Here is a 23171-nt window from a genome sequence, read left to right as displayed (position 1 = left end):
GTGAACGATGAATGCTAAAGAACGAATGATCCGCTTGAATCGCCGTTCGCTGTTCTCGCAATCCGCGGCGGGGTTGGGTGCCGCAGCGCTGGCATCGCTGGACACCCGCGCCGATGCGGCACCCAAGGTGTCGGATTATCGGTCACCGACGGCCAAGGGCGGGCTGCCCCAATTGCCGCACCACGAACCCCAAGCCAAGCGGGCGATCTATCTGTTCATGTCGGGAGCCCCCAGCCAGATGGATCTGTGGGACCACAAGCCGAGCATGGCCGACTGGTTCGACAAGGATCTGCCGGATTCGATCCGCCAGGGTCAACGGTTGACGACGATGACCAGCGGGCAAGCTCGATTTCCGATCGCGCCGAGCATCTATGATTTTTCGCCACACGGTGAAAACGGAACGATGGTCAGCGAGCTGTTGCCACACACGGCAAAACACGTCGACGAAATCGCGTTGATCAAATCGATGCACACCGAAGCGATCAATCATGACCCCGCGATTACCTACATTTGCACCGGTGACCAATTGCCTGGCAAAGCCAGTTTGGGGTCTTGGCTCAGCTATGGACTGGGGACCGAAAACGAAAACCTACCCGACTTCCTGGTGATGACCGCATCGTGGACCGGACGGAAGGAGGCCCAGGCGCTCTACAACCGTCTTTGGGGAAGCGGTTTTTTGCCCAGCAAGTATCAAGGCGTGGCGCTGCGCAGCGCGGGGGATCCCGTCTTGTATTTGTCCAACCCCAAGGGCGTCGATTCGAAACTGCGTCGCGAAATGCTGGACTCCTTGGCGCGATTGAACCGTGTCACCGCCGAATCGATCGGCGATCCGGAGACCGATGCCCGAATCGCGCAGTACGAGATGGCGTTCCGGATGCAGACCAGTGTGCCGGATCTGGCCAACATCAACGACGAACCGCAGTACATCTTGGACATGTACGGCGACGATGTGACCACGCCGGGAACGTTTGCCAATTGTTGTTTGATGGCGCGCCGAATGGCGGAACGCGGCGTGCGTTTCACCCAGATCTTTCATCGCGGTTGGGACCAACACGGCAACCTGCCCAAGGACTTGCCGAATCAGTGCAAAGACATCGATCGCCCTTGTTCGGCACTGTTGCAGGACCTGAGCCAACGCGGCATGATCGATGACACGCTGGTGGTTTGGGGCGGCGAATTTGGGCGAACGATGTACTGTCAGGGAAGCTTGACGAAGACCAATTACGGCCGGGACCACCACCCCAAGTGTTTCTCCGTGTGGCTGGCCGGGGCGGGGATCCGCCGCGGCGTGGTCCACGGCGCGACCGATGAATTCAGTTACAACGTGACCGAGAATCCCGTCCACATTCGTGATTTGAATGCCACGATCTTGCACCTGATGGGAATCGACTCGGACCGATTCACCTACGCCTTCAAGGGCCTCGATCAACGTCTGACCGGAGTCGAAGGCGGCGACGTCGTCCACCAGGTGTTGGCGTAATCGAGTGGGAGGGGCTTCTAGCCTGTCAACGTTTTAGCGGTACGGCGTCCTTTTGAAGTCGTCGAAGAAGAAGCTCGCGACGGCCCGGAAGGGCCGTCGTACTTGGAAAATCGGTCGTCCCAAACTGGAGCCAGTCCTTGTCGCATCCCAAAATGAACGCGCCCTCGGCGGCGGCTGTCGTGGCGGCCAGCATGATCGGCGCCGGGGTTTACACGACCAGTGGATTCACGCTGGGTGACTTGGGCACGCCGCATTCTGTGATCGCGGCTTGGGCGATCGGCGGGGTGATCGCAATTTGTGGCGCGCTGTGTTACGGGGCACTCGCCCAGCAGTTCACCGAATCGGGTGGGGAATACCTGTTTCTGGCCCGCGCGATCCATCCCGCGGCCGGCATGATGGCCGGATGGGTTTCGCTGTTGGCCGGATTCACCGGTGCGATGGCCTTTGCCGCGACGACGTTCGAATCGTTCGCCCGCGGGGCGGGGCTGGAATCGCTGGACGGACTGCCCGATCGATCGATCGCGATCGCTTTGGTGTTGCTCGCGGCGATCGTGCACAGTCTGGGGCTCAAGCGTGGGACGCACATTCAAAATGGCGTGGTGATCGCCAAACTGGTGTTGATCGGGCTGTTCGTGCTGATCGCCTACAGCACGCTTTCGACATGGCAGGGGACGACCGTCGCCGCTGCGACCGAGGCAGGGGCTGCGACCGAGGCAGGGACTGCGACCGAGGCAGGGGCTGCGACCGAGGCAGGAGCTGCGACGCCCGGCGGCGGCTGGGCGTTTGCGTTGGTGTTCGCCAACGCATTGACGTGGATTTCACTCAGCTACAGCGGGTTCAACGCCGCGGTCTATTTGACCGACGAGATCGACCAACCGACGCGGAACGTGCCGCGTGCGATGCTGTTTGGCACGGTGGGGGTGGCGGTGCTGTATCTGTTGTTGAACATTATTTTCGTCTACGCCCCGCCGGCGGCCGAGGTGGCCGGGCAGCCCAACGTGGCGACCTTGGCGGCCGAATCGGTCGGTCGGCAGATTCAATCCCGCGGATCGGATTGGGGGTCTTGGGTCGGTCCCTTGGTGAGGCTTGCGATCCTTGTGGGGCTGGGGACATCCGTGTTGGCGCTGATGCAGACCGGCCCCAGGGTTTATCAAAAGATGGCGGCCGATCGCCTGTTGCCACGCTGGTTGAGCGGTCGCGGCGGCGGGAATTCCGGTGCCCAGCGGGTTGCCGGGCCGGTCGAATCGCTGCCGACGATCTGGATCCAAGCCGGTTTGGCGATCGTGGTGATTTGCATCAGCACGCTTCGTGAACAACTGGACTATTTGGGGTTCACCTTGTCGATTTGCGCGGCCCTGTGCGGATCGCTGGTTTTCCTGTTTCGCAACCACGGCGTGCACCCGGTTCGGGTTTGGGGGTACCCGTGGGTGCCGATCATCTATGTTTTGGGAACACTGGGGATCGCGACACTGACGGCGATTCGGGTTCCATTGCAAGCGACGGTGGGATTGGGCACCCTTGGGATCGGGATCGCGGCTTACTTGGTGTCCCGATTTTTGTGGGGTAGCCGGGCCTTCGGCGATCGACGAAACTAACGGGCCTGTTCGCAGCAGCACGAGGCTCATGTCTCGTCAAGCTGGGCGGGGGGCTTGGCCACCGGAGGTGAGAATGTCCCCCACTATGAATTCACCGGTCGAGCGGTTCGCCCGACCACCTTTTCACTGAAACCTCTCGAAATAGACGCGACTATGAGATACGCATTTCGCTTGGCTGAACTGTTGGGCCACACCCCGGATCGTCGCAAACGTCCGGGGACCATCAAATCGATTGTGGAACACACGGGTTTAGACCGTCACCAAGTCGCATCGCTTTTGAAGAACGAGGCCAAGTACATTCCGCTGGATGCCCTGTCGCGGCTGTGCGACTACTTGATCGACCAGGGCCATGCGACGGCGGATCAGTTGCCCGGAGCGCTGTTTGCGGTCAATCCGGAAAACTTTTGGGAGCTGATTGCGCGGCGCAGCGAAATTGAAATCATCGTGGGGGTCCGGGCGACCGATACCAACGCGACTCCCGAAGGAGCTTCGGTGGTCGCCAGCGATTCGGTTCTGGTCGGCGAAGTCCTCAGCGGCGTGTCGACGCTCGGCGGCGTCGCCAAGCACAAGGATCAAGACGGCGACGAAGGATCCGGACGCGAGGTCCCGATGCCCGATCGATTCCAGCAGACGCTGGTCTGGAGCCCGGGACAGGTCGATCCGACCGACGTGCGGCAGCGGGCCGACGAAGTGTTCGACGGCTTTGTCGATGCGACCGGCGATCGCGGCATGATCTGCATCGGCAGCATCAAGAGCAACCCGGTCGTCGAACTGCTGTTCTCCGACGTGTTCGGTTGCACGCCGTTTGTGACCGAAGACGACGTCGATGACGTCTCGGCGCGTTCCTGCCCGTTCTTTCTGCGCTATCGAGATTCCGACCCCAAACCCGACAGCGCTTCGGCGGGCACGCGGTTGAGCAAGAACGAAGACGCGCCGGAACCGGGTTTCTACTACGAAAAAGATGACGGAACCTGGGAATTTGCCGGCGGCAAGAACAAGGACACCGCAATGGTGTTCTACATTTACCGTGAAGCGCTCGGTCGACTCGATATGGTGCTCAGCGGATTCTCCGGACGCGCGACGCGGTTGCTGGCCAGGACGTTGGCGATTCGCGGCGAAGAGTTCTGGCCGCCGGTCTACGAGAAAGGCGGCGACATCATCGGTGCCTACCTGGTCACCTATGAACAACCCGAAGACGAACAGACCCGAGACGACGCGCTGTTCAACCCCAGCGGACCGGCCGAGATCATGCCGCTGCCGACCAAGGCGATCTCGCGTCGACTGGCGCGGCGATAACTCCACCATTGAATTCACAACATGGCAAAATCGAAATCCAAGTCGTCGACCACGATGGCGGCGACGGCGGACAAGTTCGACCTCTACCAACAGTCGGTTCAAACCCCCGAACACGAGGTCGAATTCTTTGAACAAGCCTATCGCGAGGCCTACAAACGCAAACCCCTGACGCTTCGAGAAGATTTTTGCGGCACCTTCGCGGTGTGCTGCAAGTGGGTCGCGTCGAGCCCCCGCCGCACCGCGGTCGGCGTGGACCTGTGCAGCGAAACACTGCAGTGGGGCCGCGATCACAATCTGACCAAACTGAAACCGGCTCAGCAGAAACGCGTCACGTTGCTCGAACAGGACGTTCGCGCCGGCAATACCGAGCCGGTCGATGTGCTGGCCGCGCAAAATTTCTCGTTTTGGATCTTCAAGACCCGTCCCGAAGTCGTCGAGTACTTCAAGATCGCTCGCTCCCATCTGAACGACCAGGGCATCATGGTCATGGACATGATGGGCGGCGGCGAATGCTTTAACGAAGACCACACCGACAAGCGGACGATCAAGAAGGGGAAGAAAGGGTTCGACTATCACTGGAAACAGGAATCCTTTAACCCGATCACCGCCGACGCGAGTTTTTCCATCTCTTTCAAGTTCCCCGACGGCAGCAAGCTGAAACGGGCCTTTGAATACCATTGGCGGTTCTGGACGATCCCCGAAGTCCGCGAGATGCTGGCCGAAGCCGGATTCCGCGAAAGCCACGTCTATTGGGAACGCGAGAACGAAGAAGACCCGGAACTCGATGGCGGATGGTATCGCTGTGGGGCCGCCGACAGCGACCCGAGTTGGATCTGCTACATCATCGCCATCAAATAGTGGCGTAAGCTTCCAGCTTGCGAAGTGGCGTAAGCTTCCAGCTTGCGTCCCCTGCCGTCGCCAGACGGCAGCCGCCTCCCACCAAGCGGGATGTATTCGTTAGCGGCAGGGCGCAAGCCCTCCGGTCTTTCACACTGAAACCGGACGGCTCGCGGGCTGTCGTTTTTGTGAGCCGCGACGCGTAAGCGGCCGGGCACTGCGACGCTGCCCGAGGCCTTACGGCCAGCGGCTCACCATTGACTCAGCAGATCCCGACTCAATCGACAGCCCGCTCGCGCCGTTCCGCTAACACTTTCAGTTGTTCGTTAGCGGCAGGGCGCAAGCCCTCCGGTCTTTCACGCGGCACCGGACGGCAAGCTGGAAGCTTCCCCCACGGCTACCTCGGCTTCGCCCGGGTCAGCTGTTCGAGTGACTCAAACAGCGAGTCCACTTGACGGTCGGTCGGGTCGGGGGCGATGGCCGTGTAATAGCCGGAGTGGATGCCGAGGGCGGCACGCATCGCGGCGGCGCGTTCGGGCGGCGCATCGATCATCACATTGACCATTTCAAAATCGCGGTCCCAGAGGACGCGATCGGCCAGCATTTCGACCAACCCGCTCCAACGATCCACCTCCAACGACTCCACGTCGAGGTCAAAGACCGATTCTCGGTCGGCATCCTGCGAGACCTCTTCCTGAAGCAGCACCTCGTCGTCTTCGTTTTCCAGAAAGGCGTCCAATGCGGCTTGTCGCCAGCGGCAGCGGTACGCTTCCGGCGAAACCGGATGCAACTCGATCTCGAGTTCGATTTGCTGGACGATATTTTGATAGACCGCAGCGACGGCCGCTTCGTTGATGCCGCTTAATTCAAGCGTCTGGTCGGTTTCCTGCAACAGATTGGTGGCCAATAAATCCAGCACGGCGAGTTGTTGTTGCCAGGTCAATTCGTCGAACAAGGTGACGCCGTACTCCCAGGGCTGTTCCTCGGTCTCGCGACAACTGGCCAGTTCCTGGACCATGGTTGCGAGCGAGTCACGCACCAACTCCGCCTCCTCACCAACCAGAAACCGGTCGCCAGATGGAGTGTGCCAAGTCATCGTGAGTATCCGGATCGTGCCAACCGTGCGAAAGAGAAGGAGACCGCGTCACGCCATCGGCCCGGCCGGATCGGCAGGTCGACGTGATCGAGGCAGGGGAGATCTTGATTGATCCCGCGCCGGACTGCAAGCTTTTAGCGCGGACCGGCAACGAAGAAGCCGAATCGGCTGGGGCACGGTATTTTGGGCAGGATCTTTTTTGTTCGCCGATTCTTCGTGTTTTACGCGCCAATCGTTGAGAATCCAGCTCGGGAAAGGGACCGGGCGGCTCAAACGCGGTAATCTGGGTGACTTTTCCGTCCCTCAACCCCGAGTTTGTCGTGCCGAAAACCACCGAATCGCCACAACACCTTGGCGTTGATCGCGGCATCTCTAAAATCTACCCGACGACTTCCCGCTGCAATCCCGCTTCGACGGTCCGAACCGCCCCATCCATGGAATCTGCGTCGGCCTCTTTTGTATAGCAACAACCCTCCATTCCCTGTCGAGTAATGAACACCATGCCAGACCATCACACCCTGGATATCAAGCGCGTTGCCATTCTGTTTGCCGGAGGCCCCGCACCGGCTGCCAACGCGGTGATTTCGACGGCAGCGTTTTCATTCCTGGAAGAAGGCTCGCAGGTTTTCGGGATCAAGCACGGCTACAGCCGCCTGGCCGACTACACGGCCGCGGGCCCGCTGCAAGAAGGCGTCGACTACTTGCGGTTCAGCCACGAATCGCTGACCCACGCCCGCAGCAGTCGCGGCATCATGATCGGGACCGCCCGCACGAACCCCGGAAAACATGTCAGCAGCCCCGAGCACCTGAAAGACCCCGAGCTGGTCGCGCCGCTGCGACGCGTCTACGAAGGCCTGTGTTCACTCGAAATCGACGCGTTGATTTCGATCGGCGGTGACGACACGCTGAAGACGGCCAACAAATTAAAAATGTTCCAGGACAACCTGCCCGGGGACGCCCGCCGTTTCCCGGTCATCCACCTGCCCAAGACGATCGACAACGACTACAGCGGAATCGATTTCACGTTCGGGTTCTTCACCGCCGTGGAAACGCTGGCCGAAGAGATTCGCAACTTGAATTACGACGCCGCGGCCGGAAAGGCGTACTTCCTGTGCGAAGCGATGGGACGCAGCGCCGGATGGTTGGCCTATGGCGCCGCGATCGCCGGTGAAGGCAGTTTGGTGATGAGCGTCGAAGACATCGCCGGCGAGTTGGCGGCCGAAGAGGTGGATCCGGAAACCGGCAAGCCACGCAAGATCATGGTGCTGGACAAGGTGATCGACAAGATGGTCGACATGATGGTTGCCCGCGAGCGCGAAGGCCGTGAGTACGGGACCATCGTCGTCGCCGAAGGGTTGGCAGAGTTCCTGCCGGCGAAATACCTGGAAGGGGTTTCCCGTGATGACCACGGCCACATCAATATCTCCGCGATCAATCTGGGCGCATTGCTGAGCGGACTGCTCGCCAAAGCCTACACGGCGCGAACCGGTAAAACACGCAAGGTCAACGGGCTGCAACTCGGCTATGAAGCGCGTTGCGCGCCGCCGCACGCCTACGATGTGATGCTGGGCTCGCAACTCGGCGTCGGTGCGTACCGCGCCCTCGTGGAAGAGAAACTCAACGGCGTGATGGTCTCGGTCTCCGGCCAGCTGGATCTGCACTACGTGCCGTTCAACAAGCTGGTCGATCCCCAAACGCTGGTCACGAAAGTCCGCTTCATCGAACCCGGCAGCGATTTCCACCGGCTGGCTCGGTTCCTGGAAACCTGCACCGACAGCTGAACACCCCTCGAACACCCCTCGTTCCAAGGCTCCGCCTTGGAACGAGGGGTGCAGTGGCTCGGACCGTCGGAAGAATAAGTGGCGGGGATTGATTGTGGGATAGGCTTCCAGCCTGTCGTTTTCGCCATGACAGGCTGGAAGCCTATCCCACTTATTGTTCCGTGGTGGATCAAGGATCACTCGGCTCGGTTCGCCAAAGGCGATCAACAACATAGCCTGGGGTGAGCCCGGATGAGCCCCAGCGAATCCGGGCGTAACCCCAGGTCCACGATCCACCGAAAACCCTCCCCTTTTCGATCGGCCGGCGGCAGAGCCGCCGGCCGATCGAAAAGGGGAGAGCGCGGGTAGAGCTCTCCTTCCCTGGGGTGGCGGTCACTCCGCTGCGCTCGTTCCCTGACCCCAGGCTATGTTGTGGATGCCCGTTGGGCAAATGCTGCGGAAAGGTTTCCGTCTAAAATTCGGACCGGCAGCAACAACCAATTCTGCACAGCCCAGGCGGAGCCCGAGAACAAGTCGGCTCGACAGGCTGGAAGCCTGTCCCACTGGCCGTCACCCCAATTGGTCGATCAACCACTGCAGTTCGCCGGCGATGTCTTCGGCCAGCCCGCGGCGCCGCATCGCTTCGGGTAACACAGTCCAGGCATACGTCTCGACTTCCAGGTGACCGGTGAAATCGACGTCGATCGCTTCATCATCGAGTGCCGTCAAACACTCGATCACCGCGTCGCGGCTGGTGGTCAATTGGCCGAAACGTTCCAAGAAAATCGGGACGTGAAAATGGATCACCCAGCGGAGGATCTGTTCCAGGTCATCCGGACGAGTTTGCTGCAGCAGTGCCGGTAAGTCATCGGCCAATTGGAACGAGCCGTCGCGTCCGACCTGGCCCGTCTGATGCAAGTACCGGTCTTCGGCGAAGGCGCCCAGCTGCTCCAGCGTCGCCGCAACCTCACCGGCGGCGATCGATTCCCAGTCGGCCACGATCGCGCTGCTGACCTGGACCTTGCCGATGGTGATCCCGGCATCGCGATAGGCCGTCACGACGGAACGTTGCGGTTCGTTCATCACGGCGCTGTGACAGATGTCGTGACAGACCGTCAGATAACGCCGGTGCATCGGATCGGGTAAATGCGCGTCGAAGAAACCGATCAGATCACCGATCGTGTCGATCACGCAGCCGGGCTCCGGTTCGATCGCGACCACGATCCGTTTCCCGGTCTGGTCCTCGAGCCGCCCCAAAAACGCCGCCAGCTCACGCAGCTGGCCGCCGGCAATTTCCACGTCCTCGTGACCGGAGCGATCGCCTGCAAACGGGTTGTCGGGCCAGCCGATCGGCAGCGTACTGATCGATCCCAGCGGTTGATCGTCGTGAAGCAACCGCGACAGGATCGTGGCCAGCCGCTGCGTGTACTGCAACCGCTCTGGATCGGCCCACGTCGGCAGGTAGACGCGCTGCTTGACGTGATCACCATGGAAATTCGCGAACGGAAACCCATTGATGGTGTAGGGCTGCAATCGGTTGGCATCGAGAAATCCACGAAAGACGTCCAGTTGACCGGCGGCCAATTCACGCGAAGCTTGGTCGGGGATCCACAGACCGACGCCCAACGCATCCAAACCGTGTGTTTGGGAAAGTTGTTGCTGGACCGGGACCGCGTACTCCTGAAGATTCGCTCGGATCGAGGTCAAATCGATGCCCGCATGAACATTCGTGCAATAGCCGATCTGACGTTCGCAATGGCGGAGTGGATCTGAATCGTTGATGTTCAATGTGCTAACATGACGGAGGAATGAACGGTCGTGCGTGTCTTCCCGGCCACAGGCCCTTGGAAACCGGCCGCAGGCCGATGAAAAAAGGCCCGTGAGCATGCGACACCGCGTTGCCCATCCGGGGCGACCGTCATCAGGATAACGGCAACACGCCACGGAATGAACGGCGCCATCCCCCGAGTCTTTTTATGCTGAACCAAACGGATCACTATCTGCTGCGACGAGCCTACGAGGAAGCCGTGGCCGGGTTCAACGAAGGGGGCTGTCCGATCGGATCACTGCTCGCGCGGGGGGACGAGGTTCTGGCCAGTGGGCGAAACCAACGGGTGCAACAAGGCGATCCGATCGCGCACGGCGAAATGGATGCGTTGCGCAAGGCCGGGCGTCAATCGACCTACCGCGACACGACGCTCTACACGTCGCTCAGCCCCTGCATGATGTGTAGCGGGGCGATCGTCCAATTCGGCATCCCGCGTGTCGTGATCGGGGAAAACCAAAACTTCGGCGGCAACGAAGCCTTCTTGCGCGAACACGGCGTCGAAGTCGTGATCGCCAATGATCCGGGCTGCATTGCCCTGATGGAGCGATTTATTCGCGAAAAACCCGACCTATGGGCGGAGGACATCGCACAGGAGCCGTAGCGTCGACAGACCGCAATCTGCCGAATTATGATTGGCTCAATGGAAAGGTATCACTCCCGGTGGCTCACGTTCAATGCCATCTACTTTGGCACTAAAGGTGTTAGCGGAACGGCGCGAGCCGTCCGGTCGCGCTTCAAAAACACCGTGAAAGACCGGAGGGCTCGCCCCTACCGCTAACAAAAATCACCCCGCTTGGCGTCAAAGTAGATGGCATTGGGCTCACGCCACCGGCAGACACTGTGCCGGACCTCCAGGCCTAGAAAACACGTCACTAGAAAACACGTCAACTGACAAGCCGAATGACAGACATCGAAAACGTGAGTATTAGAAGAGTTGGCATTTGTCGTCTGCTCCCCGTCCGAAACTGCAAAGCGAGTCCGTCTATCGTGATTCCGGTCACCTGTGAAAACCTCTTGTTCGCGCCCCGTTTGACCGCGTTGCTGTTGGTGTTATCGCTGCTGACGGTCGTGCCGGGCGTCGGCACCGAACAGCTGGCAGCCCAATCCCCGGAATCGGCCAACCGAAAGCACTCCGATCCGCATGATCCCTTCGCCCAGTTAGACCCTTGGTGGCCGACGCCGGGCGCGACGCGCATCGCCTCGGGTGCTCCCGGCCCGGCCTACTGGCAACAGCGTGCCGACTACGAAATCGATGTCACGCTGGACGACGACCAACAGCAGATCAGCGGCGTGGTGAAGATTCGCTATCACAACCAATCGCCCCACACGCTGCCGTATCTCTGGATCCAGCTGGACCAGAATCGATTCCGCCAGGGATCGGACGCCTTGGAAACCACGACGGCGCCGTCCTTGTCACCGCGGATCTCGTTCGGCGCGATGAAATCCATTTTGGCCAGCCGTCGCTTTGACGGCGGGTACCGGATCACCTCGGTGACCGACGGTACGGGCAAACCGCTCCGCCATACGGACATCGGCACGATGCTGCGGATCGATCTGGCGACGCCGATCGCACCGGGCGAACAGTCCGACGTCGCGATCGAGTACTCGTACAAGATTGTCGATGCGAAAGTCATTCGCGCCCGTGGCGGCAAGGAGTACTTCGAGGACGACAAGAACTACATCTACGAAATCGCACAGTGGTTTCCCCGTGTTGCCGCCTACACGGATTTCGGCGCCTGGCAACACAAATCGTTTTTGGGCCGCGGCGAGTTCACGCTGGAACTGGGCAATTACCGGGTCCGGATCACCGTCCCGTCGGAGATGGTCGTCGCATCCACCGGAACCTTGCAAAACCCGGACCAGGTGCTGACCGATCGGTGGAAGCAGCGGTTGGCGAGGGCCGAACAGGCCCAGACGCCGGTGTTCATCATCACGCCGGAGGAAGCCAAGACCAACGAAAGCGTGAGAACGGAAACGACGAAGACCTGGGAGTTTGACGCGACCAACGTGCGCGACTTTGCCTTTGCCGCCAGTCGGAAATTCATCTGGGATGCGTTGGGGGTCCAAGTCGGCTCGCAAACCGTGATGGCGATGTCCTATTACCCCAACGAAGCCGAACCGTTGTGGAGCCAGTATTCGACCGAGGCGATCGCGCACACGTTGGAAGTCTACGGTCGCTACTCCTTTGAATACCCGTACCCGGTCGCGATCAGCGTCAACGGTCCGGTCTATGGCATGGAGTACCCGATGATCTGTTTCAACGGGCCGCGCCCGGAAGACGACGGAACCTACAGCAAGGCAACCAAGTACGGTTTGATCTCGGTCGTCATTCACGAGGTCGGTCACAACTTCTTTCCGATGATCGTCAACAGCGACGAGCGACAGTGGACCTGGATGGACGAAGGGCTCAACACGTTCCTGCAGTACCTGGCTGAACAGGAATGGGAAGCAGACTACCCGTCCCGGCGCGGCGACCCGGAGAAGATCACCGGCTACATGCGGGGCAACAACCAGCGGCCGATCATGACGGGCAGCGAAGAGATCCTGCAATTCGGGAACAACGCCTATGCCAAACCCGCCACCGCACTGAACATCCTTCGCGAAACCATCCTCGGCCGCGAATCCTTTGATTTTGCCTTTCGCGAGTACTCACGGCGTTGGAAATTCAAACGCCCCACCCCCAGTGATTTTTTCCGCACGATGGAAGACGCTTCGGGCATCGATCTGGATTGGTTCTGGCGGGGCTGGTTCTACGGAACCGACCACGTCGACATCGCCATCGACGGCATCCAGTTGTACAAAATTGACTCGGGCGATCCGGATGAACAAGCCGAACGAACGCGGCAGGAAAAGGACCGTGAAGAAGACACGATCACCGAGGATCGCAATCAGGGCATGCGGCGGCGAATCGATTGGCAACCGGGACTGAAAGATTTCTACAACAGCCCCGAGTACGACGAATTAAAAGTCGAAGAGGAAGATCGCAAGTCGTTTCAAAAATTCTTGGACGGGTTGAGCAGCCGAGAGCGGGCGATCCTGCGCCGAACCACCAATTTCTACGTCGTCGATTTCCGCAACGTGGGCGGTTTGGTGATGCCGATCTTGATCCGCGTTCACTACGCCGACAACACCAGCGAAATGATGACGTTCCCGGCCCAGATCTGGCGACGCAACAGCAAACGCGTCAGCAAGTTGATCGTCACCGACAAAGAAATCGTCCGCTTGGAACTCGATCCGAAACGCCAGACCGCGGACGTCGATGAAGGCAACAACCACTGGCCCGAAAAAATGGTGCCCAGTCGTTTCAAGTTGTTCAAGGACGAAAAGAAAAAGAACCCGATGCAGAAAGCCGTCAATGATCAAAAAGAGGATCCGCAGCAAGAGGCGGAGGAGGATTCCTCGGACGAGCAAACCGAGCCCGCACCGGCGAAAGGAAAATGACCAACATGACCTCCGTGATCGTGGCCTTCTGGTCCGCGCTGTTGATGCACCCGGTCCACGAGACCGTTTGTGAACTCGAGTGGAATGCGGAAACGCGCCGAGTCGAAGTCGCGTTGCGGATCGATGTGCTGGATGAACAATGGATGGCCAGGACGATCCAAGCCGACACTGCCGACGACGACACTGCCGACGACGATTGGCGGGCCAACTACCTGCGTTCCAAATTGTTCTTTGATCCCCAAATCGGTCGAGGCGAACGAGCCGAAACCGGGCCCCGCAAACCCGGGCCTCCCGAATCCGGGCCCGTCAAACCCAAGCCTGACAAACTCCGCGGGCGCCCGATCCGCTGGGTCGGTCGCAAACCAGACGGCGGCCACGTCTGGTGGTTCTTCGAAGTCGTTTGCGAAGACGGCAGGCCACCGACATCGATTCAAACGCGGCTGCTGTTTGATCGGCATGTCGATTACCAACACCGCATCGTCGTGCTGGGAAAACCGGTCGCGGACAACGGCAAGCGACTTTCGATCCTGCTGACCGAGCGACAGCCGTCGGCGGCATTGGCATTGGTGCGTTAATCATCGGCCCGGACCTGTCCTGGCCGGCTGCTGCAACCTGTCCCCGGAACCTCTCACGACGCGATCAACCCGTCTCGATGCAACAAGATACACTCACCGCCGAAGTCGTTTCGATCGGCGACGAAATGACCAGCGGCGCCCGGCTGGACACCAACGCCCAATGGCTCAGCCGACGTCTGGGAGAGCTGGGGATTGAAGTCACGTTCCACAGCACCGTCGGTGACACGCTGCAGCACAACATCGACGTCTTTCGCACCGCCGCGCTGCGCGCCGATGTGGTGGTGTGCACCGGCGGTCTGGGGCCGACGCGCGATGACTTGACGCGGCAAGCGTTGGCGGACGTCGTCGATCAACCGCTGGAATTGCGGCAGTCGGCGTTGGACCACATCCACCACTTGTTCGCCCGCCGCAATCGCGAGATGCCCGAGCGGAACGAAGTCCAAGCGATGTTTCCGGTGGGCAGCTTGGAGATTTTCAATCCCCAGGGCACGGCTCCCGGTGTCGACGTCACGTTCGACCGGCCCGATGGTTCGGGCAGTCGCCTGTTCGCGTTGCCGGGGGTACCGGCGGAAATGAAACGCATGTTCGACGAGACCGTCGCGCCGCGGATCTTGGAAAGCGGCGGCGCGCGGCGTCACATCGAACATCACGTGATGAAGTTCTTCGGCGTCGGCGAAAGCGACATGGAGCAGCGATTGGGCGAGATGATCGCCCGCGACCACGTGCCACGCGTCGGCATCACGGTCAGCTCGGCGACGATCTCGCTGCGGATCAGCGCGATCGGCCCCTCAGCGCAGGACTGTCACCGTCAGATCGAATCGACGCGTGCCGAGATCATGCAGCGTGTGGGGGAACTTCACTTCGGCGACGGGGAAGAGTTCGAGCAGTACCACGCGGTGGAACGGATGCTGACCGAACGGGGCGAAAGTTTGGTGAGTGTCGAACTTGGACGCTCGGCGGTGCTGGCCAATTGGTTTGCGTCGCTCGGCGAGTCGTCCACGTATCGCGGCGGATTCTGTTTTGCCAAGCTCGGTGAGTTGGCGACGGTGCTGGATTGCGACGCCGCCGCGGCGCTGGAGACGCTTCGTCGCCGCTGTGGGGCGCAGTGGTTGGTCGCCGTGGACGAGTACCCATCGCTGGAAAGCAGCGACGACCAACCGCTGCCGGCCGCGGACGTGACGTTGATCGTCATCGATCCGACCGGGGCGGTGCTTTCGACCAACAGCCGACTGGGCGGCCATCCGTCGATCATCTACGAACGGATCGGCAAAGCGGCCCTGGCTTGGCTGCGTCACGTGCTGACCGAACCTCGGGCCGAGCGAAGCGACAACCCGACGGCGGCGCGATGAAGGTGTTGTATGAAGACAACCATCTGTTGGTCGTCGACAAGCCGGCCGGGATGCCGACGATGGGCGCCGAACCGGGCATCCAAACCGTCCACGGCTGGGCCACGGATTATCTGAAACGTCGCTATCAAAAACCGGGCAACGTGTTTGTCGGTGTCGTCAGCCGGCTCGATCAACTGACCACCGGGGCACTGGTGTTGGCGCGAACCAGCAAAGCGGCTTCGCGGCTGGCGATTCAGTTCGGCGGCCCCGGCAAGAGCAAGAAAGTGTCTACCCGGGCGCGGAAATTGTATCTGGCGATGATCGCCGGGGATCTGGAGAAAGATTCCGGTTTGCCGCGATCAGGCACATTGACCGATTCGGTGTTCAAAGACGACGCGGCGCATCGCATGCGGGTCGCGCGCCATCACCGATCCGATGCGCAGGAAGCTCGTTTGAACTACTGTGTGATTGACCGCTCGGCGGCGCGGACGCTGGTCGCGGTGCGGTTGTTGACCGGCCGCAAGCATCAAATCCGACTGCAATTTGCCGACCGCGGCCATCCCATTTTGGGCGACACGAAATACGGCTCGCGGAGCCGATTTCCCTGCGGGGTTGCCCTGCACAGCTGGCGTCTTTTAATAGAGCACCCGACGAAATCCGAAATGCGACTGTTTCGTGCGCCGATTCCGAGCGTGTGGCAGCAGGCCCCGTTTTCGGTTCCCAGTGAATCATCGATCGAATCGACTCTGGTCGCCGACGCCGATTGGTATGACGAGGAGAGCAACATTTGACGCAGCGTTCATCGAGCCCCCGTGGTGAGCCACCGTTTCTCCCCAGTCGCATCGTCTCCGGTGGGCAAACCGGCGTCGATCGTGCCGGATTGGAGGTGGCGATTGCCTACCAGATCGAACACGGCGGTTGGTGCCCCAAGGGGCGATTGTCCGAAGACGGTTCGATTCCCAGCCGCTATGAGCTGGTGGAAATGGAGACCGCGGACTATCCGCCTCGGACCGAACAGAACGTGATCGACAGTGACGCCACGCTGATTTTGTATGAACAGCGGCTCAAGGGCGGCACGTTGCTGACGCGTCGATACGCGACACGTTGGAATAAACCGCATCTGTCGGTGGCGATGGACGCCTCGTCCCCGGCCGCGGTCCGCGTTTGGCTGGATCGGGTCCGCCCGCAAACGTTGAACATCGCCGGCCCGCGCGAAAGCAGTTTTCCGGGGATCGGGGAACGTGCGTTGGCGTTCTTGCTGGAGGCATTCGCGGCCACTGCCACGGAGGTGTCTCCGTAGCGCGGTTGGACGCCACTTACTTTGACGCCAAGCGGGGTGTTTCTTGTGAGCGGTAGGGCGCGAGCCCTCCGGTCTTTCACGGTGTTTTTGAAGCGCGACCGGACGGCTCGCGGGCTGTCGGTTTTGTGAGCCGCGCGCCGCGTAAGCGGCCGGGCACTGCGACGCCCGCCCGAGGCCTTACGGCCAGCGGCTCACCATTAACTCAGCAGAACCCGACTAATTCGACAGCCCGCTCACGCCCTGCCGCTAAAAATCGTCATGGCGCAGCCCAGGCGGAGCCTGGGAACGAGCGAGATGGCGAGAGGGGAACGGGCGAAAATCCCCCGTGGCGTTTCCCAGCGGGGCTTTGGCCAGACGTGCCGATCGTGGTAACATTCCCGGCTCATCTCCCCCCATCCTCGATCTCGGCCTGTTCTATGTCTGTCGATCTGTACGCCGTTTGCCCCTGTGGCAACGGCAAAAAAATCAAGTTCTGCAAGTGCAAGGACTCCGTCGGCCAGATGGATCAAGTGCTGACGATGATCGAGGGCGGTCAGGTCGTCCCGGGGCTGGATCGATTGAAATCGATTCTGGAGGAGCATCCCGATGCGGCGTGGGCGCTGGCGATCCGCGGTCGGCTGTTGCTGGATCTTCGCGAGTACGAATCGCTGAGCGAAAATGCCGAACGATTCATTCGGCTGCAACCCTCCAATCCGCTCGCCCTGACGCAACGTGCCGCCGCGCTCGTGTTCAGCCAGGACGTCCAGGGTGCGACCGATTCACTGTTGGAAGCACTCAACGAAAGCGGCCAGGAAGTCGACGCGTTCTTGATGGACGTCGCCCTGATCGTCGCGATGGGGCTGGCCCAAAGTGGCGTGATCCTGTCGGCCCGCGTCTACGCGTTGCTCGCCATCAGTTCACAAGGCTATGAAGCCGAACAGGCCAACGCGTTCTTGGCGCAGCTGGACACGTCACCGGGCGTCAATCATCTGCTCAAGAGCGTGCCGCAATTGATCGAGCGCGACGCAGACGCGGATTGGGGCGAACGTTATGACGAAGCGGTCGGGTTGCTGCGCAGCAACAAGGTGCTGCTGGCGCAAGACAAATTTGAATCGCTTCGACGCACCGCCCCGAATCAGGCAGCGATCCTGTCGGGCTTGTTTCATTGTGCCGTTTGGCGTGGTGATCTGGAACGCCAAACCGAGATGGCCAACCAGCTCTCGCAAGTCGAAGCGTTGGACCTGTTGACGCGTCAGCGTTACCGCGCGATCAGCGGCCTGCTGTCGCCGATCGGAACCCTGTCGGTCAACGCCCAGACGATCCACGTCGAATTCGAAGACATCGATCAAGCCGAGATGGCGTTGATCGCAAGCGACCGAACCGAACAACTCTCCGCCCAACGCTTGTCTCAGTTACAGATCCCCGAAGGCGAAGTCCGGCCCCGCAGCGCGTTTTTCGTTTCCGACCGACCGCTGGAATCGAATGATCAAGACGTCGCGGCCGCCGACTGCCCGGCGTCGATTGCCCTGGTCGCGGTGTTCGGACGACAGACCGATCGGAGCGCCCAGGCGGTCGCATTTGACGTCACCGAAGACCGTGTCGAATCGGTCAAGGGCATCCTGCTGGCTGCGATCCCCGATGGCAACGTGGTCTTGGATGAACCCCATCCGATCCCGATGTCGTTTGCCCTGGATGATCGACCGATTCGTCAAGTGCAACCCAAATCGATGGCCGAGCTGGCACGATTCAATCGCCAGTTCGCAGCCAGCCACGACGGCAAGCGAGCCTGTGACTTGCCGTTGCCGATGCTGGCCGGCAAGTCATTGGCCGCCGCCGCCGATGACGACGCGCTGGCGATGGAGCGGGCAACGGTCGTCCGCGTTCTCGAAGGCCACGAGCGGATCGTCAGCCTGCCGGGAGCGCTTGCGGACATCTATCAGATTTCCAAAGTCGATCCGTTACCGGAACTGCAACCGACCGACGAAACACTCGGCGACGTGTCGGCCGCCGATTTCTTTCGCGTCAATCCGGATCAACTTGCTGCGATGCAGTTGTACGTCCTGGCCAGTAATGCACGGGCGACCGGCGGCATGACCGCCTGCAACCGGTTCGCGTCGAAGCTGGTCGAAAATACAGCCGCCGACGCCGCCAACGAAAGCGAAAACCGGATGGCGATGGAAGGCTACATCCTGTGGATGATGTCGACACCGGAACCCGGCGAGTCGATTTCGATCAGCGATCAAGCGATCCAGTTCGCCAAAGCACACAAGCTGAACTTCGCCTCCATCTTGCTCGCACGGCTTGAACTGTGTTTGTCGATGTCCGATCAGGACGGTTTCCGGCAAACGATCATGGAGATCGAACAGAACTACGGAAACGATCCCTCCGTGATGGCACGCGTGCAGCAGTTGCTGATTCAGTTGGGGATCATTCGTCCCGATGGATCCCTGCGCGAGGCACCCGGAGCACCTGCGGCGGCACCGACCGAGTTCACGCCGGCGGCGCCTCCGGAAGAACGCCCCGGCGGGGTTTGGACTCCCGACTCGCCGGCCGCTCCCAATCCATCCGCTGGTGGTGAAGGCGGCAAGCTCTGGGTCCCGGGAATGGATTGAACGGTCGCATGACGTCGCCCCACCCTCCTGACGACGAACACTGGATGCGACTTGCCCTGGAATTGGCCGTCGGAGGGCAAGGTCGTGTCGAACCGAACCCGATGGTCGGCTGTGTGCTCGTCAAAGACGGGGCCTGTATCGCCCGCGGTTATCACCACGTGTTCGGTGGGCCGCACGCGGAAATCGACGCGTTGCAATCACTGCGGTCGCCGGATCAGGCCGCCGGTGCGACCGCCTACGTCACCCTCGAGCCGTGTTGCCACCATGGCAAGACGCCGCCTTGTAGCGAAGCGCTGATCCGGGCCGGCGTCGCACGCGTCGTCGTTGCGATGCGTGACCCCTTTCCCAAAGTCGATGGCGGCGGGATCCGTCAATTGCGTCGGGCCGGGATCGAGGTCACACCGGATGTCTTGAAAGCCGATGCCGAAGCATTGCTGGCCCCCTATCGAAAACGTGTCCGGACCGGCACGCCGTGGGTGATCGCCAAGTGGGCGATGACCGCGGACGGTCGCATCGCGACCGTTTCTCGCCAAAGCCAGTGGATCACGGGGCCGGAATCGAGGCTGCGGGTGCACCGCTTGCGGGCCCGCGTCGACGCGATCCTGGCGGCGATGGGCACGGTCGAAGCGGACGACCCGATGCTCAACGCCCGATTGATCGACGCCGAGGGTGCGGCGGTGACGCCGCCACGCGTCGCCAAACGTGTCGTGTTCTGCCGTCGCCGACTGCCTGCGCTCCAGTCCAAGCTGATTCAAACGGCCGACACCATCGAGACCTGGCTGTTCACGTCGCCGCGCGTCGACGGCGGCCGATTGGCGGCACTGCAACAGCGTGGGGCAAGGGTGTTTGCATTGGACTCGGATGACCCTCAGGCGATGGTTCGTCAAACGCTCCAGCGACTCGGCGACGAGGGCATGACGAACGTGATGATTGAAGGCGGGGCGGAATTGTTGGGCAGTTTTTGGAACCCCACCTCGGGTGCGTGTCTGGTCGACGAATTCCATGTCTACATCGGCGCCAAACTGTTCGGCGGCGTCTCGGCGCCCGGCCCCATCGCCGGTGCGGGGCTCAGCCCCATCGACCTGGCAACCAAGCTCACGCTCAGCCGGGTGGATCGATTCGATGACGACGTGCGTTTGATTTATCGGCGTGTGGTTGGCTGAACCGGGGCCCGTCCTTTGACGCCAAGCGGGGTGTTTTTTGTTAGCGGTAGGGCGCGAGCCCTCCGGTCTTTCACGGTGTTTTTGAAGCGTGACCGGACGGCTCGCGGGCTGTCGATTTTGTCGGGATCTGCTGAGTCAATGGTGAGCCGCTGGCCGTAAGGCCTCGGGCAGCGTCGCAGTGCCCGGCCGCTTACGCGGCGCGCGGCTCACTAAAACGACAGCCCGCTCGCGCCGTTCCGCTAACTTCTGGGAGTGGGAGTTCCCACTTGGACTGAAGCGAATTCCCGCAGCTACGGCACACTATTTCTCCCTAAACGTGCGTTAATCACACCTCTGGCTAAAGATTGGTTCAACTGGCCTTTCGAGTTCGCCGATATTCAACTATCGAGCACTGAGGAAAGACCGGAAACGTTCAATTTCGGTCTCCAAACGTGCAGATCTTCACGTGGTCATCCGCGTGAAAAGGATCGGTGAAGCGATGAGGTACCCTTACCTGATTGCATTGGCCATGTTGATGGCGATGCCGACCGTGTCGACTCCTGCAGACGAGCCGACCGCCGATCAACGTCTCAAGGCGGCAGGGCAGCCGCCGCCTTGCCCCAAGAAACAGCGGGCCAGACGCCGGCCGCCCGGCGTGTTTTCTGAGTCTGGACTTGCCCGATTTCGGCTCCGTTCGGGACGCATCGAAGTCGATCCGATGCGTTATCGAAAAGGCTCGCAACAGCACCAGACCGATCAGTTCCGCGAATCGATCACCGTTTCGTCGTCCTCCGGCGTGCCCTCGGTCTATTACACCTACGCGGACGATTACCAACGTGTCCAACTCGTTGCCGAGCACGGCAAGAGTTTGCGGATGGAATCGACGCTTGTCGCCACCGGTGAGCAAGCGGTCTTGGAACAACAGGGGCGTCGTGCGATTCGGTGGCACGTTCGTCGCGACCCGACCGCCGAAACTGAACTGGATCGTCAGCTCACCGGCCCGACGCTCCTGCACATCGTGGGGCAGGACGAAGCCGGGTTTCAGATCCATTTCGATTTCCTGATCTCACGCATGCTGCTGGGCCGCAGCCTGATCGAATTGACCCATCGAACCGAAGCTTTCTTGCAACAAAACGCGACCAGCTTGGCCGTCGTCTCGTCGGACGACGTGGACCGATTGATCAATCAGCTGGGTGCTGCAAAGCATGCCAAACGCCGCGCCGCCGCGGTCGCATTGGCCGGTTTTGGAACCAGCGCGATTCCGTACTTGACCACCGCGCTGTCTCGCAATGACTTGGATGTGGAGCAACGGGCGAGGATTCGCACGCTGATTTCACGTTGCCCGCGGACCGACGAAGACACGCCTTCGTCGCTGGCTTGTTTGTTGTCGACCGACCGCGATCATTGGCAGATCATGGCCAAGAAGATGAACCAGACACAATGGATTGCGGCCAACGACCACATCCGCCGCTGTGGTCTGGACGCCCTGACACGCTAGTGCTTTGTCAGCTTTCAATTTTCGAGCCTGCGTTTGTCGAGCGGAAAAGGGGTCAGGTACCAAAAACCAAATGGCCCGCAGGGTGCTTCGCATTTTTGGTACCTGACCCCTTTTCCGCGGTACCCTAAGTATAAAAGTTGACGAAGCACTAGGCGGATTCGGGCCCCTTGCGTGCCCGTGCCGACCAACTCGCTGATTTGGGCCTTGGTGGTGGCGGGGCTTTGCCGTTAGAGTGGTTGCAGCGATTCAATCGACAGCCCGTGGGCATCGACAGGCCGTGCGGCCGATTCCACGTGGCGCCACCCCCGCGCGAATTGTTCGGCAACCTTTCGTTTCCCCCCTCCCAAAAAACAGATGGCACCTTCTAAATCTCGACGTGGCTGGGTTCTGCTGATCCCCGCGCTGCTGGTGGGCACGGTCGCCTTCGCATCGGTGATGCGGAGCAAACCCGATGTCCTCCAGGACGTGGCGCCGACCATCATGCAAGAGCCGCCGGCCGACGCGACCGACCCAACGCCGCGGACCCGCCAGGCGTCGATCGCCGAAGTCCTGGAGCTTGCCGATCAAGCGTTGGCGTCGATGGATGATTCGCTGGAAGACTACACCGCACGGTTCATCAAGCAGGACCGCAGCGAGTCGGGCGTCTTGAACGAGCGGAGCGAGATGGAGGTCAAGATTCAGACACGTCATCGAAACGAAACCAACGATGCGCCGATTCGAATCTATCTCAAATTCCTCGCCCCCGAAGCCACCGCGGGTCGCGAAGTGATCTGGGGCAAAGATCTGTATGACGGGCAAATGGCCGTCCACGAGGTCACGGTCTTGCTCAGCTGGAAAACGCTCTGGCTGGACCCGACCGGGATGCTCGCTATGGCCGGCCAACGCTATCCGATCTACGAAATCGGGATCACCGGCCTGGTCGAAAAATTGATCGAACGCGGCCAACGGGATTTGGACAATCCCGATGTCAGCGTGACGATCACGCGCGATCATGAATTCGACGGCCGGATGTGCGAATTGATCAAAGCCCAGCGCAGCCAACCCGGCGGGGGTGAAGACGACTTTTCACTCGCCGAGATTGTTTATGACCCCGAGCGGTTGCTGATCCTCAGTTACCGCAGCTTCGGTTGGCCCGATCCCGAGTCTCCCGACGATCCGCTGCCGTTGGTCGAATCCTACGAGTACCGAAATCTGGAAACCAATGTCGGTCTGACCGACGCGGACTTCGACATCGCCAACGAAAGTTACACGTTCCCGTAGCATTCTCTTGTTCCCAGGCTCCGCCTGGGAACACACTGTCTCGGAGGCTCCCGTCTCCTGCCCGCGATCGGCGTATGGTGAAAATCAAGTCCGCGCGTTCCAAGGCGGAGCCTGGAAACGAGTCGGCGGGATTCAGCAACCATC

General features: G+C 60.7%; 17 protein-coding genes. 15 read left to right on the top strand and 2 right to left on the bottom strand.

All coding sequences use genetic code 11. The annotated features are described in order from the left end of the window. The first annotated feature begins 7 nt into the window (after positions 1-7). From Enr13x_RS06510 to Enr13x_RS06495, 4 genes are all read left to right on the top strand, one after another. Positions 8-1480, top strand: coding sequence for a DUF1501 domain-containing protein (locus tag Enr13x_RS06510; RefSeq protein ID WP_145385257.1), 1473 nt, complete (start codon positions 8-10; stop codon positions 1478-1480). Between the two features lie 137 nt (positions 1481-1617). Further along, a complete protein-coding gene (locus Enr13x_RS06505) occupies positions 1618-3075 on the top strand; it encodes an APC family permease (RefSeq protein WP_145385256.1) in 1458 nt (485 codons plus the stop codon). 153 nt (positions 3076-3228) lie between these two features. After that, a complete protein-coding gene (locus Enr13x_RS06500; RefSeq protein WP_145385255.1) occupies positions 3229-4371 on the top strand; it encodes a helix-turn-helix domain-containing protein in 1143 nt (380 codons plus the stop codon). 21 nt (positions 4372-4392) lie between these two features. Further along, a complete protein-coding gene (locus Enr13x_RS06495) occupies positions 4393-5229 on the top strand; it encodes a class I SAM-dependent methyltransferase (protein WP_145385254.1) in 837 nt (278 codons plus the stop codon). A gap of 376 nt (positions 5230-5605) precedes the next feature. Here the strand turns inward: Enr13x_RS06495 and Enr13x_RS06490 are convergent, their stop codons facing one another. Continuing rightward, positions 5606-6304: a hypothetical protein gene (locus tag Enr13x_RS06490; RefSeq protein WP_145385253.1), complete on the bottom strand. Its 699-nt coding sequence runs from the start codon at positions 6302-6304 to the stop codon at positions 5606-5608. A gap of 500 nt (positions 6305-6804) precedes the next feature. On the opposite strand from Enr13x_RS06490, the gene Enr13x_RS06485 reads away from it, so the two are divergent. After that, complete coding sequence (locus Enr13x_RS06485) at positions 6805-8085, top strand: 6-phosphofructokinase (RefSeq protein WP_145385252.1); 1281 nt, start codon at positions 6805-6807, stop codon at positions 8083-8085. 549 nt (positions 8086-8634) lie between these two features. Here the strand turns inward: Enr13x_RS06485 and eboE are convergent. Then, the gene (eboE, locus tag Enr13x_RS06480; RefSeq protein WP_231744127.1) at positions 8635-9852 is read right to left on the bottom strand and encodes a metabolite traffic protein EboE; all 1218 of its coding nucleotides are present in this window, start codon (positions 9850-9852) and stop codon (positions 8635-8637) included. A 188-nt stretch (positions 9853-10040) separates the two neighbouring features. Between eboE and Enr13x_RS06475 the strand changes: the two genes are divergently transcribed. From Enr13x_RS06475 to Enr13x_RS06430, 10 genes are all read left to right on the top strand, one after another. Beyond that, the gene (locus tag Enr13x_RS06475) at positions 10041-10493 is read left to right on the top strand and encodes a nucleoside deaminase (protein ID WP_145385251.1); all 453 of its coding nucleotides are present in this window, start codon (positions 10041-10043) and stop codon (positions 10491-10493) included. A 467-nt stretch (positions 10494-10960) separates the two neighbouring features. Further along, positions 10961-13333: a M1 family metallopeptidase gene (locus tag Enr13x_RS06470; RefSeq protein ID WP_231744390.1), complete on the top strand. Its 2373-nt coding sequence runs from the start codon at positions 10961-10963 to the stop codon at positions 13331-13333. Next, complete coding sequence (locus Enr13x_RS06465; RefSeq protein ID WP_197455838.1) at positions 13330-13908, top strand: DUF6702 family protein; 579 nt, start codon at positions 13330-13332, stop codon at positions 13906-13908. Before Enr13x_RS06470 ends, Enr13x_RS06465 begins: the two co-directional genes overlap by 4 nt. Positions 13909-13985: 77 nt before the next feature. Further along, entirely contained in the window at positions 13986-15257 is a 1272-nt protein-coding gene (locus Enr13x_RS06460) for a competence/damage-inducible protein A (RefSeq protein WP_145385249.1), read from the top strand. After that, complete coding sequence (locus Enr13x_RS06455) at positions 15254-16027, top strand: RluA family pseudouridine synthase (RefSeq protein WP_145385248.1); 774 nt, start codon at positions 15254-15256, stop codon at positions 16025-16027. Before Enr13x_RS06460 ends, Enr13x_RS06455 begins: the two co-directional genes overlap by 4 nt. Continuing rightward, complete coding sequence (locus tag Enr13x_RS06450) at positions 16024-16536, top strand: putative molybdenum carrier protein (RefSeq protein ID WP_145385247.1); 513 nt, start codon at positions 16024-16026, stop codon at positions 16534-16536. The genes Enr13x_RS06455 and Enr13x_RS06450 overlap by 4 nt, the downstream gene beginning before the upstream one ends. A 416-nt stretch (positions 16537-16952) precedes the next feature. Continuing rightward, positions 16953-19127 carry a tetratricopeptide repeat protein gene (locus tag Enr13x_RS06445; RefSeq protein ID WP_145385246.1) on the top strand — a complete coding sequence of 725 codons (2175 nt, stop codon included), beginning with the start codon at positions 16953-16955 and terminating at the stop codon, positions 19125-19127. Positions 19128-19135: 8 nt separating this feature from the next. Then, the gene (gene ribD, locus Enr13x_RS06440) at positions 19136-20290 is read left to right on the top strand and encodes a bifunctional diaminohydroxyphosphoribosylaminopyrimidine deaminase/5-amino-6-(5-phosphoribosylamino)uracil reductase RibD (RefSeq protein ID WP_145385245.1); all 1155 of its coding nucleotides are present in this window, start codon (positions 19136-19138) and stop codon (positions 20288-20290) included. Between the two features lie 478 nt (positions 20291-20768). Next, a complete protein-coding gene (locus Enr13x_RS06435; protein WP_145385244.1) occupies positions 20769-21767 on the top strand; it encodes a hypothetical protein in 999 nt (332 codons plus the stop codon). A 354-nt stretch (positions 21768-22121) separates the two neighbouring features. After that, positions 22122-23027 (top strand): DUF1571 domain-containing protein, encoded by a 906-nt coding sequence (locus Enr13x_RS06430; RefSeq protein ID WP_145385243.1) that lies wholly within the window; start codon positions 22122-22124, stop codon positions 23025-23027. Positions 23028-23171 lie beyond the last annotated feature (144 nt).

It is taken from the genome of Stieleria neptunia (assembly GCF_007754155.1).
Classification (GTDB): domain Bacteria; phylum Planctomycetota; class Planctomycetia; order Pirellulales; family Pirellulaceae; genus Stieleria; species Stieleria neptunia.
This window is presented reverse-complemented; position numbering and strand designations above follow the sequence as displayed.

Excerpts from the sequence above, each read along its gene's own strand:
- Enr13x_RS06455 (WP_145385248.1), top strand. The coding sequence starts at position 15,254 with ATGAAGGTGTTGTATGAAGACAACCATCTGTTGGTCGTCGACAAGCCG.
- Enr13x_RS06430 (WP_145385243.1), top strand. The coding sequence starts at position 22,122 with ATGGCACCTTCTAAATCTCGACGTGGCTGGGTTCTGCTGATCCCCGCG.
- Enr13x_RS06475 (WP_145385251.1), top strand. The coding sequence starts at position 10,041 with ATGCTGAACCAAACGGATCACTATCTGCTGCGACGAGCCTACGAGGAA.
- Enr13x_RS06485 (WP_145385252.1), top strand. The coding sequence starts at position 6,805 with ATGCCAGACCATCACACCCTGGATATCAAGCGCGTTGCCATTCTGTTT.
- Enr13x_RS06435 (WP_145385244.1), top strand. The coding sequence starts at position 20,769 with ATGAGGTACCCTTACCTGATTGCATTGGCCATGTTGATGGCGATGCCG.
- ribD (WP_145385245.1), top strand. The coding sequence starts at position 19,136 with ATGACGTCGCCCCACCCTCCTGACGACGAACACTGGATGCGACTTGCC.
- Enr13x_RS06510 (WP_145385257.1), top strand. The coding sequence starts at position 8 with ATGAATGCTAAAGAACGAATGATCCGCTTGAATCGCCGTTCGCTGTTC.
- Enr13x_RS06495 (WP_145385254.1), top strand. The coding sequence starts at position 4,393 with ATGGCAAAATCGAAATCCAAGTCGTCGACCACGATGGCGGCGACGGCG.
- Enr13x_RS06465 (WP_197455838.1), top strand. The coding sequence starts at position 13,330 with ATGACCAACATGACCTCCGTGATCGTGGCCTTCTGGTCCGCGCTGTTG.
- Enr13x_RS06460 (WP_145385249.1), top strand. The coding sequence starts at position 13,986 with ATGCAACAAGATACACTCACCGCCGAAGTCGTTTCGATCGGCGACGAA.
- Enr13x_RS06490 (WP_145385253.1), bottom strand. The coding sequence starts at position 6,304 with ATGACTTGGCACACTCCATCTGGCGACCGGTTTCTGGTTGGTGAGGAG.
- Enr13x_RS06445 (WP_145385246.1), top strand. The coding sequence starts at position 16,953 with ATGTCTGTCGATCTGTACGCCGTTTGCCCCTGTGGCAACGGCAAAAAA.
- Enr13x_RS06500 (WP_145385255.1), top strand. The coding sequence starts at position 3,229 with ATGAGATACGCATTTCGCTTGGCTGAACTGTTGGGCCACACCCCGGAT.